Source organism: Pyrococcus sp. (assembly GCF_030153625.1).
Lineage (GTDB): Archaea > Methanobacteriota_B > Thermococci > Thermococcales > Thermococcaceae > Pyrococcus > Pyrococcus furiosus.
In genome coordinates this window covers 1-16,396 of record NZ_JASKLM010000040.1, presented here as the reverse complement: position 1 = coordinate 16,396, position 16,396 = coordinate 1, and the positions used below count along the sequence as shown (strand labels likewise).

The 16,396-nt window shown below is 40.7% G+C and carries 14 protein-coding genes; 5 read left to right on the top strand and 9 right to left on the bottom strand.

The genetic code is table 11. The features are described from left to right. Nucleotides 1–344: 344 nt before the first annotated feature. Together endA and rimI are read right to left on the bottom strand one after the other, a co-directional pair. Nucleotides 345–857 carry a tRNA-intron lyase gene (gene endA, locus PWP39_RS07510; protein WP_011011381.1) on the bottom strand — a complete coding sequence of 171 codons (513 nt, stop codon included), beginning with the start codon at nt 855–857 and terminating at the stop codon, nt 345–347. Continuing rightward, a complete protein-coding gene (gene rimI, locus PWP39_RS07505; protein ID WP_011011382.1) occupies nt 854–1,366 on the bottom strand; it encodes a ribosomal protein S18-alanine N-acetyltransferase in 513 nt (170 codons plus the stop codon). Before rimI ends, endA begins: the two co-directional genes overlap by 4 nt. Before the next feature lie 92 nt (nt 1,367–1,458). Between rimI and PWP39_RS07500 the strand changes: the two genes are divergently transcribed. From PWP39_RS07500 to alaS, 3 genes are all read left to right on the top strand, one after another. After that, nucleotides 1,459–2,586 carry a cation:proton antiporter gene (locus tag PWP39_RS07500; RefSeq protein ID WP_014835097.1) on the top strand — a complete coding sequence of 376 codons (1,128 nt, stop codon included), beginning with the start codon at nt 1,459–1,461 and terminating at the stop codon, nt 2,584–2,586. Between the two features lie 93 nt (nt 2,587–2,679). Next, complete coding sequence (locus PWP39_RS07495; protein ID WP_011011384.1) at nt 2,680–2,946, top strand: hypothetical protein; 267 nt, start codon at nt 2,680–2,682, stop codon at nt 2,944–2,946. 45 nt (nt 2,947–2,991) lie between these two features. Further along, entirely contained in the window at nt 2,992–5,736 is a 2,745-nt protein-coding gene (alaS, locus tag PWP39_RS07490; RefSeq protein WP_014835098.1) for an alanine--tRNA ligase, read from the top strand. A 4-nt stretch (nt 5,737–5,740) separates the two neighbouring features. Here the strand turns inward: alaS and PWP39_RS07485 are convergent, their stop codons facing one another. After that, complete coding sequence (locus tag PWP39_RS07485) at nt 5,741–6,202, bottom strand: hypothetical protein (RefSeq protein ID WP_011011386.1); 462 nt, start codon at nt 6,200–6,202, stop codon at nt 5,741–5,743. A 112-nt stretch (nt 6,203–6,314) separates the two neighbouring features. On the opposite strand from PWP39_RS07485, the gene amyA reads away from it, so the two are divergent. Then, entirely contained in the window at nt 6,315–8,264 is a 1,950-nt protein-coding gene (gene amyA, locus PWP39_RS07480) for an alpha-amylase AmyA (RefSeq protein ID WP_014835099.1), read from the top strand. A 50-nt stretch (nt 8,265–8,314) separates the two neighbouring features. Here the strand turns inward: amyA and ttuA are convergent, their stop codons facing one another. Then, entirely contained in the window at nt 8,315–9,226 is a 912-nt protein-coding gene (gene ttuA / locus PWP39_RS07475; protein ID WP_014835100.1) for a tRNA-5-methyluridine(54) 2-sulfurtransferase, read from the bottom strand. Nucleotides 9,227–9,328: 102 nt separating this feature from the next. Between ttuA and PWP39_RS07470 the strand changes: the two genes are divergently transcribed. Further along, nucleotides 9,329–10,468, top strand: a complete 1,140-nt coding sequence (locus PWP39_RS07470; RefSeq protein WP_288073394.1) for a cation:proton antiporter — start codon at nt 9,329–9,331, stop codon at nt 10,466–10,468. Here the strand turns inward: PWP39_RS07470 and PWP39_RS07465 are convergent, their stop codons facing one another. From PWP39_RS07465 to PWP39_RS07445, 5 genes are read right to left on the bottom strand one after another with little or no spacing between them, the layout of a single operon-like run. After that, nucleotides 10,469–11,920 (bottom strand): NAD(P)/FAD-dependent oxidoreductase, encoded by a 1,452-nt coding sequence (locus PWP39_RS07465; RefSeq protein WP_011011390.1) that lies wholly within the window; start codon nt 11,918–11,920, stop codon nt 10,469–10,471. A gap of 45 nt (nt 11,921–11,965) precedes the next feature. Then, complete coding sequence (locus PWP39_RS07460; protein WP_288073393.1) at nt 11,966–14,122, bottom strand: hypothetical protein; 2,157 nt, start codon at nt 14,120–14,122, stop codon at nt 11,966–11,968. Between the two features lie 3 nt (nt 14,123–14,125). Continuing rightward, nucleotides 14,126–14,914: an ABC transporter permease gene (locus PWP39_RS07455; RefSeq protein ID WP_288073392.1), complete on the bottom strand. Its 789-nt coding sequence runs from the start codon at nt 14,912–14,914 to the stop codon at nt 14,126–14,128. Then, nucleotides 14,907–15,845, bottom strand: a complete 939-nt coding sequence (locus PWP39_RS07450; protein ID WP_288073391.1) for an ABC transporter ATP-binding protein — start codon at nt 15,843–15,845, stop codon at nt 14,907–14,909. The genes PWP39_RS07455 and PWP39_RS07450 overlap by 8 nt, the downstream gene beginning before the upstream one ends. 41 nt (nt 15,846–15,886) lie before the next feature. Next, entirely contained in the window at nt 15,887–16,201 is a 315-nt protein-coding gene (locus PWP39_RS07445) for a hypothetical protein (RefSeq protein ID WP_288073390.1), read from the bottom strand. Between the last annotated feature and the right edge of the window lie 195 nt (nt 16,202–16,396).

Here is a 16,396-nt window from a genome sequence, read left to right as displayed (position 1 = left end):
GACGTGTTAACCTTTTTTCATTCCTTTTCTATTTTTGTGTTGGGTTTATAAATGGAGTGCAGTGTTACGGGTTTTCAGAGAAAGTCTTAAATAGGAGGTCAGAAATTACTCCACTAGAGAATCTAAAGAAAAAAAGCCAAAGTTTCAGTAGAACGTAATCGTGTGGAAAGCATACAGCAACTCCCTAAACATCGTCGGACTTCTTGTTCTCAAATACCTTAACTTCTGTTTCAGTAGAACGTAATCGTGTGAAAAGGGCATTAGAACTTGAACTGGTGAAGTTGCTTTAGAAGGTTTAAGTAGAACGTAGTCGTATTGGGATTAGAAATACGTAGAAGAGCAAGCTAGAACTTAGTCCACTCCACTTTGTAATAGACCACATCTCCATCTTCATCGACAACGGCTAGAACCATTGTTTTTCTCACACCATGAGCTACCCTTGCTCTAGCTGTAATATCGTTTGGAGAAAGCTTTTGGCTTTCTCTCACAACCCAAACGAGCCAATCAGAGTGCTCTGCCCCTTTTCTGTAAACCCTATAATGAGAACCAAATTTTAGGGCGGATTTTACTATGTAGCCTCGATCTCGAAGATCCTTATAAACCAAATACTTTACATCAAAATCCTCATCTTTCTTTTTTCCCAGGGAGACTACGTCATAAAAGGAGAGTTCTCTTTCTCCATCTAAAACCTTTATCCACCCCTTTTCCAATAAATATGCGGCCTCTATTAGGGAGAGGAACAATCTTTTTCCCTTTAGTTCCCCGTATCCCCTATTTATGTGAAGCTGGTTTATCGCCTTCTCCCTCTCACTATACACTCTGTCCCCACTAAGGTAGAACTCTATAACTGTTTTCATGAAAGAATCACCCTTTCAAAGTCTTCTGGCCTTAGAATCATATAGTAAGCATCCTCTCCATCCGAGTAATAACTTATTATTCTCTTAACAATCTTAAACCCAAGCTTTTTGTAGAGATTTATGGCTCTGTAGTTGCTTACCCTGACCTCCAACCCGATCCACCTTGCTCCCTTCTCGAACAACTTTTTTATAACAGCAATCATTAGGGCTTTCCCTATTCCATTTCCCCTATAATCTGGGTGAACTGCGATGCTCATGATGTGCCCTTCCATGTCTGGCCTTAGGTAACCCATTACATACCCCACAATTTTTCCATTATACTCGGCAACCAAAAAAGTATCGGGGTTAGCTTCTAAAAACGTTAAAAATAGACCGCGGGGGTAAGCCTCTTTAAACGACATCTGCTCTATTCTCATAATGTATGGAATGTCAAATAGCTTTGCTGGTCTAATTGTTACCATAGCTAAAGGAACTTTCTTCTTTGGTGCTTCTATCTCTTCAGTTTCCATCTCTTCCATGAACTTTATTTTACGTTTGTGTTTTTAAATCTGAGGTAAAAGCTTAAACCTGGAAAGATAGAACTTAACCTAGGCGAGTGTGCTTGGAAGTACTATTATTGCTTTCACTCATGCTTGCGGTAGCTAAAATAATGGGTTACATCTTTGAAAGGTTAGGCCAGCCTGCAGTTTTAGGTCAAATATTTGGAGGTCTTTTACTTGGCTTATTTATTGAAACAAACCCAGTAATCTCGGAATTTGCTAACCTGGGTGTTCTTCTCCTTCTTTTTATTGCTGGATTGGAGAGTGAACTTGAAGAATTCAAAAAAGTAGGAAAGAGGAGTGTTATTGTAGCAGTTTTTGGAGTTGTTGTGGCATTTCTCTTTGGCTTTCTCGTTGCCCTCCCATTTACATCTTTTGAGAGGGCAATAATCTACGGGGCATTGATGACTCCCACAAGCGTGAGCATAACGGTAAAGGTTCTCATGGAGATGAGAAAGCTCAACACCATAGAGGGAACAACAATCTTAGCGGCTGCTGTTGTGGATGATATCCTGGGAATAATAGTTCTTACATTTGCAATATCAATAGCTAGAAGAGTCTCAATCGAGTACCTTAAGGTGATGGAAGTTCTAGTGTCCGTATCTGCCCTCATTTTCTTCTTCCTTTACTTTGGCCCCAGGCTTGCCGAAACCTTCTTTAGGCGATTGAGGATTATTGATCTTCCAGAGGTTGAGACTGCTTTTGCAATTGTTTTTCTGGTTTTATTTTCCTATCTTGCGGAGCACTTAAACTTGGCTTCAATCTTGGGAGCTTATCTAGTGGGTTTGGCCATAGGCCAGACGTCCCAGAAAAAGGTGATACTAGATCATGTCAACATTTTGGGTTATTCTCTCTTCATACCTGTTTTCTTCGTGGAAGTTGGGATGAAGATGAAGGCTCATCATCTCCTCCACGTTAGCAGTTTTGCCATTCTCTACACTTTAATGGCCATAGTTAGCAAGATAGTGGGGTGTGGCATTGGAGCTAAACTAAGTGGATTCAACTGGAGATCCTCTCTTAAAATTGGAGTTGGGATGATACCCAGGATGGGTGTTGAGCTGGCAATGTTGAGCATTGCAATTTCTGCTGGAGTTATGGATCTGGCTAGCTTGACGGTGATAGTTGTGATGGTTTTTGTAACCACTTTAATAACTCCTCCACTCTTGAAAGTTGTCTATATGAAGACATGAAAAAATATATATTCCAAATGGGAAAATAGTAAAGTTGAATGATGAATCTGGAGCCCACTGATTTAATGATGACCTGTTCGCGGGGCTGATGCTGTGATAAGGAAGAGAATTTGTAAGAAATACCTCGAGGAGATTGAAAGGCTTGAAAGGTCAATAGTGGAGTTGGAAGAACAGATATTTGAGCTGAAGGCCCAGCTTAGAATAAAAAGCGAGGAGGTAACTAGTTTAGCCATAGAAAATAGAAACCTTAGGTACAAGCTTGAGAAGTTGGAGAAAAGGTACAATCAGTTAATAGACCTCTTGAGGAAAATGAAGATACCCTTCATAATAATAAATGAAGATGAATTCGAGGAAGATTGAGAAAACATTTAAACTTTCTGGCCTTTTGATTTCTAGGGATGAGAAATGGAATTTGTCATGAAGACAAGAATGTTTGAAGAAGAAGGATGGATTAGGAAAACTTGTAAGGTCTGTGGAAAGCCATTTTGGACATTAGATCCAGATAGAGAGACTTGTGGCGATCCTCCATGTGATGAATATCAATTCATCGGGAAGCCAGGAATTCCAAAGAAGTACACTTTGGACGAGATGCGTGAGAAGTTTCTTAGCTTCTTTGAGAAGCATGAGGTATACCCCCACGGAAGGGTAAAGCGCTATCCAGTGCTACCCAGGTGGAGGGATGATGTGCTTTTGGTAGGAGCATCGATAATGGATTTCCAGCCCTGGGTGATAAGTGGTGAAGCTGATCCCCCAGCAAATCCACTCACAATAAGTCAGCCTTCAATAAGGTTTACCGATATAGATAACGTGGGAATAACGGGAAGACACTTCACGATATTCGAGATGATGGCTCATCATGCCTTTAACTACCCAGGAAAGCACATTTACTGGATTGATGAAACCGTAGAGTTGGCCTTTGAGTTCTTCACAAAGGAGCTTAAGATGAAACCAGAGGACATAACATTCAAGGAGAATCCTTGGGCAGGAGGAGGTAATGCCGGGCCTGCATTTGAAGTTCTCTACAAGGGGCTTGAAGTTGCAACCTTAGTTTTCATGCAGTATAAGAAGGCTCCAGCAAATGCTGATCCTTCTCAAGTGGTGATAATTAAGGGCGAAAAATACGTTCCAATGGAGACAAAGGTCGTTGACACTGGCTATGGATTGGAAAGACTCGTGTGGATGAGTCAAGGCACACCTACAGCCTACGATGCCGTTCTCGGCTATGTAATTGAACCCTTAAAGAGAATGGCTGGAGTTGAGAAAATAGACGAAAGAATTCTCATGGAAAACTCACGCTTGGCTGGAATGTTTGACATAGAGGACATGGGTGATTTGAGATATCTCAGAGAGCAAGTGGCAAAGAGGGTTGGAATTAGCGTTGAGGAGCTTGAAAGACTAATTAGGCCTTATGAGCTCATTTATGCAATAGCGGATCACACAAAGGCATTAACCTTCATGCTTGCAGATGGTGTAGTTCCCTCCAATGTAAAAGCTGGATATCTTGCGAGGTTGCTCATTAGGAAGAGTATAAGACACCTTCGCGAGCTTGGTCTTGAAGTTCCCCTTGCAGAAATTGTTGCAATGCACATAAAAGAGCTTTCTCCAACCTTCCCAGAGTTCAAGGAAATGGAGGACATAATTCTTGAAATGATAGAGTTAGAGGAGAAGAAGTATGCTGAAACCCTTAGGAGAGGTAGCGATTTAGTTAAGAGGGAAATTGCAAAGTTAAAAAAGAAGGGGGCCAACGAGATACCTTTGGAGAAACTAATAACCTTCTATGAAAGCCATGGCCTAACGCCAGAGATCGTTAAGGAAATTGCCGAGAAGGAAGGAGTTAAAGTCCACATTCCAGATAACTTCTACAGCTTAGTTGCCAAAGAGGCAGAAAAGCAAGTTGAAGAGAAGGAAGAGGAAGTTGTGGACTTTGAGCTTGTTAAGGACTTGCCCGACACAAGGACACTCTACTATGAAGATCCCTTCATGAAGGAGTTTGATGCAAAGGTTCTCAAGGTAATAGAGGACTGGGTGGTTTTAGATCAAACCGCATTCTATCCCGAAGGCGGTGGACAGCCATATGATACTGGTATTTTAGTTGTTGATGGAGAGGAAGTCAAGGTAACTAACGTTCAAAAGGTTGGAAAAGTCATCCTTCACAAAGTTGAGAGGCCAGAACTGTTTAAGGAAGGTACTATAGTTCATGGAAGGATTGACTGGGAGAGAAGAATTCAGCACATGAGACACCACACTGGAACCCACGTTCTTATGGGAGCTTTGGTTAGGGTTCTAGGAAAGCACGTGTGGCAAGCAGGTAGCCAGTTGAGCACGGACTGGGCTAGGCTTGACATAACCCACTACAAGCGTATAAGTGATGAAGAGATTAAAGAGATAGAAAGACTAGCCAATAGGGTTGTAATGGAGAACAGAAGAGTTAGATGGGAATGGTTGCCAAGAACTGAAGCGGAGCAAAAATACGGATTCCGTCTTTATCAAGGTGGAGTTGTCCCAGGAAGAATAATTAGAATTCTCAACATTGAAGACTGGGATGTTCAAGCTTGTGGTGGGACTCACCTTCCATCAACTGGACTTATAGGCCCAATAAAGATACTGAGAACTGAGAGAATCCAGGATGGAGTTGAGAGGATAATCTTCGCATGTGGAGAGGCTGCTGTAAGAGAGTGGCAGAAAGAAAGAGAAATAATAAAGAGAACAAGCCAAATATTGAGAGTTCCTCCAGAAAAGTTGCCTGAAACTGCAGAAAGATTCTTCAATGAATGGAAAGAGGCTAGAAAAGAAGTAGAAAAGCTAAGAAAGGAGCTGGCAAAGCTTTTAGTTTACGAGCTCGAAAGTAAAGTGGAGAAAGTAGGGGAAATTGAGTTCATTGGGGAAATTGTTGAAGGTTCTATGGATGATCTGCGTGAGGCAGCAAATAAGCTGAGGAAAGAGAACAGGGTTGTTGTCCTTGTGAATAAGGAGGGTCACTTTGTTGTGGCCGTTGGAGATAAACTCCCATATACTGCAGGGGAGTTTGCAAAGCTAATAACTTCAGTAGCTGGTGGAGGAGGCGGAGGAAGAAAAGAACTAGCTCAAGGTAAGATAAGAGACATAGAAAAAGCAAAAGAGGCAATAGAAAAAGTTAAGGGCTCTCTATAGCTTTCTACTCTCCTTCTTTTGGAATCAGAAATATTTCATATTCTGATCTCCAGAATGGGAGCTTGTTCATCTTTATTTTTATATAATACTCGGTGCTTTTCTCTCTGTATATTTTCTCCACTACTTCCTGGGGCAGTTGGAACTGAACTATAATTTCAGCATCCTCTGATAACTTTGTTTCAAATTTTGAAGTACCCTTGTAATCCTTTCCATTTACCTTTATGAGATAATTTGTGCCCTCTGGAAATTCTATTTCGAAGTTGAAATCTGAGACAATTTTTTCCACTTTTAGCGTAAATAACCCCCAACCGTCTTTTTCAACTATTGTAACTGTCCTGTTTTCCTTATAGAATATCTCACTTGATTCTTTTTCATTAATGGTTGCAGGAGGCATTTTTGCCGTTCTCATGGCAAGCACTAGAAGGACTATAAAAATTATTGCTACAGCTGTTATTTTCTTGTCCATGCTAACACCCTGTAATGAGATTTGGATTTTCCTATATAAAAAGCCTTAGTTATTTTTGAGCCATTAAATATATAAGGAAGTATCACTCTTAGTGATTAATGGGTGGACGGAAGTGGGAGATAAAATTAACTTCATATTTGGAATTCACAACCATCAGCCCCTGGGCAACTTTGGATGGGTGTTTGAGGAGGCTTATGAAAAGTGTTACTGGCCGTTTCTGGAGACTCTGGAGGAATATCCAAACATGAAGGTTGCCATTCATACAAGTGGCCCCCTCATTGAGTGGCTCCAAGATAATAGACCCGAATACATAGACTTGCTTAGAAGTCTAGTGAAAAGAGGACAGGTGGAGATAGTCGTTGCTGGGTTCTACGAGCCTGTGCTAGCATCAATCCCAAAGGAAGATAGAATAGAGCAGATAAGGTTAATGAAAGAGTGGGCTAAGAGTATTGGATTTGATGCTAGGGGAGTTTGGCTAACTGAAAGAGTATGGCAACCAGAGCTCGTAAAGACCCTTAAGGAGAGCGGAATAGATTATGTAATAGTTGACGATTACCACTTCATGAGTGCGGGATTAAGTAAAGAGGAGCTGTACTGGCCATATTATACGGAAGATGGTGGGGAAGTTATAGCTGTTTTCCCGATAGATGAGAAGTTGAGATATTTGATTCCCTTTAGACCCGTTGATAAGGTCTTAGAATACCTGCATTCTCTCATAGATGGTGATGAGAGCAAAGTTGCAGTATTTCATGACGATGGTGAGAAGTTTGGAATCTGGCCTGGAACTTATGAGTGGGTGTATGAAAAGGGATGGTTAAGAGAATTCTTTGATAGAATTTCAAGTGATGAAAAGATAAACTTAATGCTTTACACTGAATACTTAGAAAAATATAAGCCTAGAGGTCTTGTTTATCTTCCAATAGCTTCATATTTTGAGATGAGCGAATGGTCATTGCCAGCAAAGCAGGCAAGGCTCTTTGTGGAGTTCGTCAATGAGCTTAAAGTTAAAGGTATATTTGAAAAGTACAGGGTATTTGTTAGGGGAGGAATTTGGAAGAATTTCTTCTATAAATACCCAGAGAGCAACTACATGCACAAGAGAATGCTAATGGTAAGTAAGTTAGTGAGAAACAATCCTGAGGCCAGGAAGTATCTGCTGAGAGCACAATGTAACGATGCTTATTGGCACGGCCTCTTCGGTGGAGTATATTTACCCCATCTTAGGAGGGCCATCTGGAACAATTTAATCAAGGCCAACAGCTATGTAAGCCTTGGAAAGGTCATAAGGGATATCGACTACGATGGCTTTGAGGAAGTTCTCATAGAGAATGACAACTTTTATGCAGTGTTTAAACCCTCTTACGGTGGTTCCTTGGTGGAGTTTTCATCAAAGAATAGACTCGTGAATTATGTAGATGTTCTGGCAAGAAGGTGGGAACACTATCATGGCTATGTGGAAAGTCAATTTGATGGAGTAGCCAGCATTCATGAGCTCGAGAAAAAGATACCAGATGAAATAAGAAAAGAAGTTGCTTACGACAAGTACAGAAGGTTCATGCTTCAAGATCACGTAGTCCCCCTGGGAACAACTCTGGAAGACTTCATGTTCTCAAGACAACAGGAGATCGGAGAGTTTCCTAGGGTTCCATACTCATATGAACTACTAGATGGAGGAATAAGGCTGAAGAGGGAACACTTGGGAATAGAAGTTGAAAAAACAGTGAAGTTAGTGAATGATGGATTTGAGGTGGAGTATATAGTGAACAACAAGACAGGAAATCCTGTATTGTTCGCAGTGGAACTTAACGTTGCAGTTCAGAGCATAATGGAGAGCCCAGGAGTTCTAAGGGGGAAAGAAATTGTCGTTGATGACAAGTATGCAGTTGGGAAGTTTGCACTGAAGTTTGAAGACGAAATGGAAGTCTGGAAGTATCCAGTAAAGACTCTCAGTCAAAGTGAAAGTGGCTGGGATCTAATCCAGCAGGGTGTCAGCTACATAGTTCCAATAAGGTTGGAGGATAAAATAAGGTTTAAGCTAAAATTTGAGGAAGCCTCGGGATAGGGAGGCCCTCATCACCAATCAGGGCCCGAAAGACTCCCTCATCGGCCCTTCTATTTTATTTTAAACGTCAATGGTTTACCAAGTTTCCAAAACTTACAAAATGAACAAATCTCTCCACTTGCGGGCATTCCACATATCTTGCACTCTTTGAGGTCTTTCCCCTTCACTTCTGGCTCGAAAAGTTTTTTCTTTCTTAGGAATCCTCTCACGAAGTTGAACTTTGTTCCAGGCCTTTTTTCCTCCAATTCATTGAGAACTTCCTTCATGTCAAGAGTTGTCGCACCTCTTGCATAAGGACACTCCTCTACTATGTACTCCAATCCAACGGCAATGGCATAGGCAACAACTTCCCTCTCAGTTAATTCGTAGAGAGGTTTGATCTTCTTTACGAACTTTCCTTCCCCTGGGAGCAGAGGACCTCCCTTAGCCAGGTACTCTGTATTCCAGTGGAGTAAGTTGTTCATGAGAAAGCTTGCTTCGTCATCCAAATTGTGACCCGTTGCCACTGCATCAAAACCATTGTCATATGCAAACTTGTTCATAATGTATCTCTTGGTTAGCCCACAGTAGGAGCAGGTTGGCCTGGAAGTTCTCACTTCTCCTATCCCATAGCCGAGCAACTCCTTAACTCTTATTATGTTTAGGGGTGCTCCAATGAACTCGCACTGTTTTTTGGCGTAAATTTCACTTTTTTCTGAATATTCTCCTATTCCCAGGTTAAGGTGTAAACATTCTATTTTATATCCTAGCTTTTTCAACACATAAGCTGTTACGGCGGAATCTTTTCCTCCACTAACTGCAACGAGTATTCTCTCGTCTTTACTTGCTAGCTTATACTTTTCAATAGTTCTTGCTACTTTTCTCTCAAAGTATTCTTTAAAATGCTCCTCGCACAGATACATTTTGGGATAGTGGAGCTTGATAAAGGCAGGCCTATCACAAAATTTACATTTAGCAGGCACTTTCTTCACCCAGCTCACGTTAGGTGAGAGATTTTATTAATCCTAAGGTAACCTTTAAATTTTCAGGACTTATTCTTTACTGTATAGCAAGGGGATGATAACATGGATGTATTTTTAGAATTAGCTCTGATATTAATAATGGCTAAAATCTTCGGCTATATTTCGGTGAGATTTGGATTTCCAGCTGCCTTAGGACAGCTCATAGGGGGGATTATAATAGGTCCCTCTCTCCTCAACATAGTTCCTTACAGTGAAGAGGTTAGGTTGCTTGCTGAGCTTGGGGTTGTAATCCTTCTCTTTTTGGCTGGACTTGAGACTGATGTCGAGGAATTCAAGAAGGTAGGTTTTCCGGCCTTTATAGTTGCCATTCTGGGAGTCTTTGTACCTTTTGTTCTGGGATATGCTTCTGCACTTGCCTTTGGATATCCAAACATGCAGGCTCTTTTTCTTGGAGGAGTGCTTACAGCTACAAGCGTTGGCCTTACAACGAGCATATTAATGGAGATGAAGAAGCTAAGAACGAAGGTTGGGACAACTATCTTAGCAGCTGCTGTGATAGATGATGTGCTTGGCATAATTGTTCTCACTATTTTAGTTGCAATAAGTACGAGGGGTAGCGTCAATTTGTTTGATTTAGGAATAATCTTTCTTGAAGTAGTAGTGTTCTTTACCCTTGGCCTACTCTTAGGTAATCCAGCTGTTAAAGAAATGCTCAAGTTATCAGAAAGGATAACACTTCCTGAAACTGTAACGGCTTTTGCAATTTCTATAATGCTACTCTTCGCATACATAGCTGAAAAGTTTCAATTGGCCGGGATTACAGGCTCTTATTTGGCAGGAATACTTGTTGCAATGACTGAGGAGGCAAGAGAAATAACAAACAAAATAATGACAATTGGATATTCTCTTTTTATTCTCATCTTCCTTGTGAGCATTGGAATAGAGAGTGATCTTCATGTTTTGCTCCATGCTAGTCTTTTTGCAATTGTATATGCTGTTGTTGGTATAGTGGGCAAGGTTGTGGGGTGTTCGCTTGGAGCTCTTCTCGTAAAGTTCAAGCCGAAGGAAGCACTTCAAGTTGGGGTTGGTATGATACCAAGGATGGAAGTTGCCTTAATTATGGCAAATATTGGATTAAGGGAGGGGGTATTTACGAGAGATGTATTTTCAATTCCTGTCGTCATGGTTGTTGTTACGACTTTAGTTACTCCATTCCTTCTAAAGCTGGCGTTTTCGAAGTAGCTACTCTTCTGGTTCTAATGATTCTATCTTTTCCTTCCAGTTTCCAGGCTTTTTAAAGTCTTTTAAGTTGTATAGGCCTTCCTTTACTAGTATTCCCCTTGCTGCCATTATTCCCGTAGCTGCAGCATTTACGATATCCCTACTTAGCCCTGCTCCATCTCCAGCCGCAAATACGTTCTCTATACTAGTCTCTAGAAGTTCGTTGACTTCAACTTTCATAGCATAGTACTTTATCTCTGGTGCATAGAGGAGTGTATGATCACTTGCAACTCCTGGGATTACCTTATCGAGCTTTTCTAGCCCTTCAATAATGTTTGTAACAACTCTGTGGGGTAGGGCCATTGCGATATCTCCAGGAGTTACGTGTTTTAGTGTTGGCTCAACGTTGCTCTTCCTTATTCTTGACCAAGTGCTTCTTCTCCCTCTTCTCAAATCTCCAAGCCTTTGAAGTATTGGCCTTCCTCCTCCTATTGTCGTTGCAAGCTGTGCTATGCTCCTTCCATATGCCGTTGTATCCTCTACAGGCTCCGTTAGCTCTATTCTAGTTAGAAAAGCAAAGTTTGTGTTGTTACTCTTTTTGTTCCTCATTGAATGCCCGTTAACTCCCACGTAACCGTCATACCTCTCTTCAACAACGAAGCCATATGGATTTGTACAGAACGTTCTCACGAAGTCATCGTAGGTATCGGTGTATATGTGAAACTTGGGATCGTGATTAATGCTTGTTATTGGCTCCATTATTATTGCTGGAACTTCAACTCTGACACCAACATCTATTGGACCGTGCCTAGCTTTTAACCCTATTTTTTGAGCGATTTCGTGGAACCATTCAGCCCCCCCTCTTCCTGGGGCGACTATAATGTACTTCCCCTCTATTGTAAATACATCTTTTCCTCTTCTTACCTTGACCCATCCCTTATTGAATTCTAAAGCCTTAGTCCAGAGAAGGAACTTTACTCCCTTGCTCTCTAGGTATTGCTTTATGCTCTTAATAACCCTAGGAGTGTTGTCACTACCAATATGCCTTTGAATTATCGGGATAAATTTAACACCTGCTTGTGCAGCTTTTCTCTCCCAGTACCTTATCTGATCAGGATCACCTTTGTAGAGGTTTCTTGGGGCTCCATGCTTTAATAGTATTTGATCAACCTCCCAAACAAGTTGCCAAGAATAGTTTTCGTCGTTAGTCAACTCTGTGAGATCGCCTCCAATGTCAGGCCTTAGATTTACCGTTCCATCGCTTAATCCTCCAGCCCCACCTACACCGCTCATTATATGACAGGGCTTACATCCAATACAGTAGCCCAGCTGATCCATCGGACAAACTCTCTGATCTACGTCTCCACCCTCGTCGATTATTAGAACTTTCATGTTGCTTCTTTCAACAAGCTCGTAAGCTGCAAAAAGTCCTGCTGGACCAGCTCCAATAATTATTACATCAAACTTTTCCATTATGTCCCTTACCAAGGTAGCGTTGCTAGTTGCTTATAAGTATTACTATCCAATTTTCTTCTCTAAATACACGACCATAAGGAGAAGTGCCAGTAGCGTTCCGAGAATAAAGTATGCCTTTGACGTCACTTCACTCACCTCTGCAACTCTTTCCACCTCTTCAAAACTAATGGTAACGTTTCCTTCTCCAATAATCGCCATAGCTATGAAGTCCTCATAGCTCCTTACTCCAACTTCCCCCGTAATAATTTTTCCTCTTCCTCTGAATATTCCCTTAAAGTTTGTTGAGAGGGGATCAAAGTTTTTCTTTTCACTGTTTAGGGTAAAATAATATACCCTCAGTTCAACCTCTCTATCTGAGGAAAGAGAGAACCTTAACTTCTTTCCCCTGAGAGATGTTGCATTTATTATAACCGTTCTGAGGCCTTCTCCAAAATCTCTCCTCTTAATGTTAAGAGTAATGTTTCTCGGCTCGTTAAGGTAATCGGACACAAGGAGAATGCCCTCAAAGTAATTATCTCCCTCAATCATTATCATAAATTTGCTCTCATTGAAAATTAAGTAATCACTTTTTCCTTTTTCCTGGGTTGAGGAAGCTATGATGTTCCCCGAGAAATCTAGGAGGTGAAGTCTTAGATCTTCCCCTTGGCGTATGTATCTACCATAAATAATTGCTATTTTCTCCCCATCCCAAGGTTCAAAAAGGAAGGGTGACGTTATCTCTTTTCCAACCACCCTATATGGCAAGCCTACATGATGATAGTCACTTGTGTAGTTTACCTTTGCTAGCCAATTATCTCCGTAGACTGGAAGTATTCCAATTCCCCCAACTTCTAACTCTAGTGGAATTTTGATTTCGTTAACTGTTACATTAAAGCCGATTGGTTCATCAATCCTAAAGCCCTGGGGTAAGTGTGGAAGCCTTAAAACAAGAACAACTTGGGCATTTTGGACAACTTCAAGTTCCTTTACCTGGGTCTCTCCATAATAGAAGTGGGCCTTTATAGATTCTGGTAGTCCTTCAACTCCAAACCTAACTTTTCCATTCCCTGTAAGAGTTATCACATAACTCACGCTTCCTCCAAGCACTCCCTTTCCATATGAGTTAATGGCTTTTGCACTTATCTCGCCTCCCTTGAGTGAAATGGGAAAAGTAACAGAGTAAGAGTCTGATGTCACTCCAATAGTTAAGATCTGAGCTTCTTCTGGCACTTTAAATTCTACATAGGCTTCTTCTCCTGGCTTTATTGTTACATTAACAAAATATGGTTCTCCTACAATTATGGAGCTTTGGTACACGGATACTCTTCCTGAAAAAGTTGTTTTTCCATCATTTCTTAGCCATATCTTTAGCTTATCTACTTCTTTTTCAACTTTTACAAGAGTTATTCTCGGCATTTCGAAGTAGAATGTTTCTTGTTTTATTGCTCCTCCATACTCTACTAGAATCGCACCCTGGGAAGGAGTAACTTCAAACGCTACCTCTTTTTCCTTTCTTGAGTCAAGGGAAATCTCTCTCTTTTCTATTGTCAGGCCATTAACTAGAAGTTTAATAGTTACGTTGACAGGATCCCCATGATTCTTCAAAAGAACGTGGAGCTTTTCATCTCTCCAGATGCGCTCAATTGTCACTAGATCTTTAAGAGAAGTTATCGCTACTGCTTTAGACATCTTTGCTTCCTTCAGCATAAACGTTAGCTGATTATATGATGGGGAGATCTTCACAATTAAGCTTTCTCCAGGTTTAAGGGTAATGGGAGAGTTATACACCTCCACTCCCTGGGCAAGGACAATAAGAGTGTCATTGACTTCATAATAACCAATATTCTTTATTCTCACTTTCACGTAGGCATCAAACGCCTCCAAAACTTCAACTTGGAAGTCTCTCTTTTTCATGACTCTAGTAGTAGAGTAGTTCCCACTTAAGTGTATCTTCAATGTGAGTTTGTTTAAATCTAAACTTCCTATAGTGTAGTTTACACCATTAAAAGCTACACTTTCGCCGAAATGAAGTCCCTTAAATATGCTTTTATTTTCCCCTTCAAGGAAGAGAAAAACTAAGCTTGGGTCATTCTGAGCTACATCAAAGCTAACAACTGTATTGTCAACAATTAAAACTTCATCAATTCCCAATTCTATCGACATTGCGAGAATGTTTCCTGCCGAAAAAAGAAGAATTAAAAATGGCAACATCTTCTTCATCTCTCATCCCTCGAACTCTTTTTTGTACAATCCCAAAAGGGTAAAGATGAGACTAACCAAAATAATGCTGATGAAAAACAGGGCGCTCATGCTTGGATCTCCTTTGTATGCATCTAATCCTGTGTGGAGAGTAAATTTACCTTTTAATAATACTCCTATTTGGTAACTCAGGTTAAAGCGCTCTGGATTGTCAAAGAAAGGTAATTGGGGCAGAATGAACTGGGCTGTGAAAACTATTCCGAAGCTTGCAAGAGATGCATAGAGGGGCCTTGAGAGGACTACTGAGAGGAGCATTGAAACTGCTCCAAGGCTTCCCAGGATTAAGGTAGTAACACCCAAAGCAAAGAGAAAATCATCAAAAGTAGCCTTAAACCCTTCAAAACCTGATTTGTAGAGAAGAATCATATACATCTGCATTACGAAGTAGGGAATTCCGAAAATAATGAGGATTGCAGTGATTCCTGAAAAGAACTTGCCGAATACTATCTCGCTTTTCCTTATCGGTTTTGTGAGGAGAATCCTTATTGTTCCTTTGTCAATCTCGCTCGCAAGTAGATCGCTCATAAGAATGATAACGACAAGCTGACCAATAACACTTGCCCAGAAGTTTATTAAAAATTGGGAAAGATTTATCTGGAAAGATATCTCAAGGGCTTTTGCACTATACTCAGTGATCTCCTCATGGGTAAAGAAGTAAACTATTACAGGTAGAAACATTAAGATAAGCATCACCTTGAGTCTTCTTGACTTTAAAAGTCTATAAACTTCAGTTTGATATAAAACGCTAATCACTTTCTTCACCTATGCTGAACTTCTCCATAAGGATCCTCTCGAGGGGACTTGTGTGGGGTTTAAATAACTTTAACCTTATCCCCTGGGAAGTGAGATACCTTGGAAATTGTAAGAAGAATTCGTCGAGAAACCTTGGGTCAACCCTGACCCTAATTATGTGTTCTTCTTCCCAAACCTCTCTAACATATGGCTTTTCCTTTAAATACTCAATTGCCGCCTTATTGTCAGATGTGGAAATGTCGTACTCGTCTTCTTCAATCCTTGTAAGTTCGCTTATTTTCCCTTGGGCTATTAATCTCCCTTGATTTATTAACCCCACATAGTTGCACATCTTCTCGACTTCACTCACTATGTGAGAGCTAACAAAAATAGTTTTTCCCTCCTTTGCTAGGGAGATGATCTTTCCAATGAACTCTATTCTTCCCAGGGGGTCAAGGTTTGCTGTGGGTTCATCGAGAATCAAAAGTTCTGGATTGCCAATTAAAGCGGATGCAAAGGATACTCTCTGCTTTTGACCTGAAGAGAGCTCCTTTATCTTATTCAATGCTACCCTTCCAACTCCAACGTACTTCATAAGCATTTTTGCCTGTTCTCGGGCTTCTTCTTTTTTTAGACCCGAAAGCCTGCCCATATAAATTAGAAACTCGAAAATAGTCATGTCTTCGTAAGCTATTGGAACTTCGGGCATATAGCCGACTTTTTTCATTATCTCAACTCTCTTTTGGGGCATATCAAGTCCAAAGATTTTAGTCTCTCCATAAGTGGGTCTCAAAGCTCCAGTGAGCATTTTAATTGTAGTAGTTTTTCCCGCGCCATTTGGCCCTAAAAAGCCATAGACAACTCCTTTAGGGACTTTAAGATTAAGATGATACACTATGTTCCTTTTCCCGAAAAACTTTGTTAGATCTTTGGTTTCTATAACGTACTCCATTTCGACCCCAGCATTAACAAATAATAAAGATTTTATTAAAACTATTCTGTCAATTTCTGGAGTGCTAAGCTTAGTCTCTTCATGACCTTAGGTGGGGCTGGGCCGTCTAATCCTACTAGCCTGACATTTTCTCCATCTCTTATCCTTTCTAAAACTTCTATGGCCCATTCTACAGCTTCTCTATAATTCTGCACGTTAGGAGCTTCTTCCACTCTATACCATTCATCATCCTTCTTATCATAAATTGCCAAAGTTGGAGGTATTGGCTCACAGGGGCAATCTATGTAGACTAGCTCAATAATAAACTCCCCAAGGTCTAAGAAGCCTTCTCTCCTAAGAGTTTCTTGCCACCTCATATCAAAAATTTATGAAGGTTTCTTCACTTAAAAAATTTGATCAAAGAAAGGCGAGAATTGATATCCCAACCACAATCCCTAGGATGAATATCACTATAACCCTAGTTCCCATTAGATCGTTAGGGTTATAAGCACTTAAGTTTTTTGGTTGATTGGTGGTTGTATTGAGTTTTCAGAGGGAAATCCTGATCATAA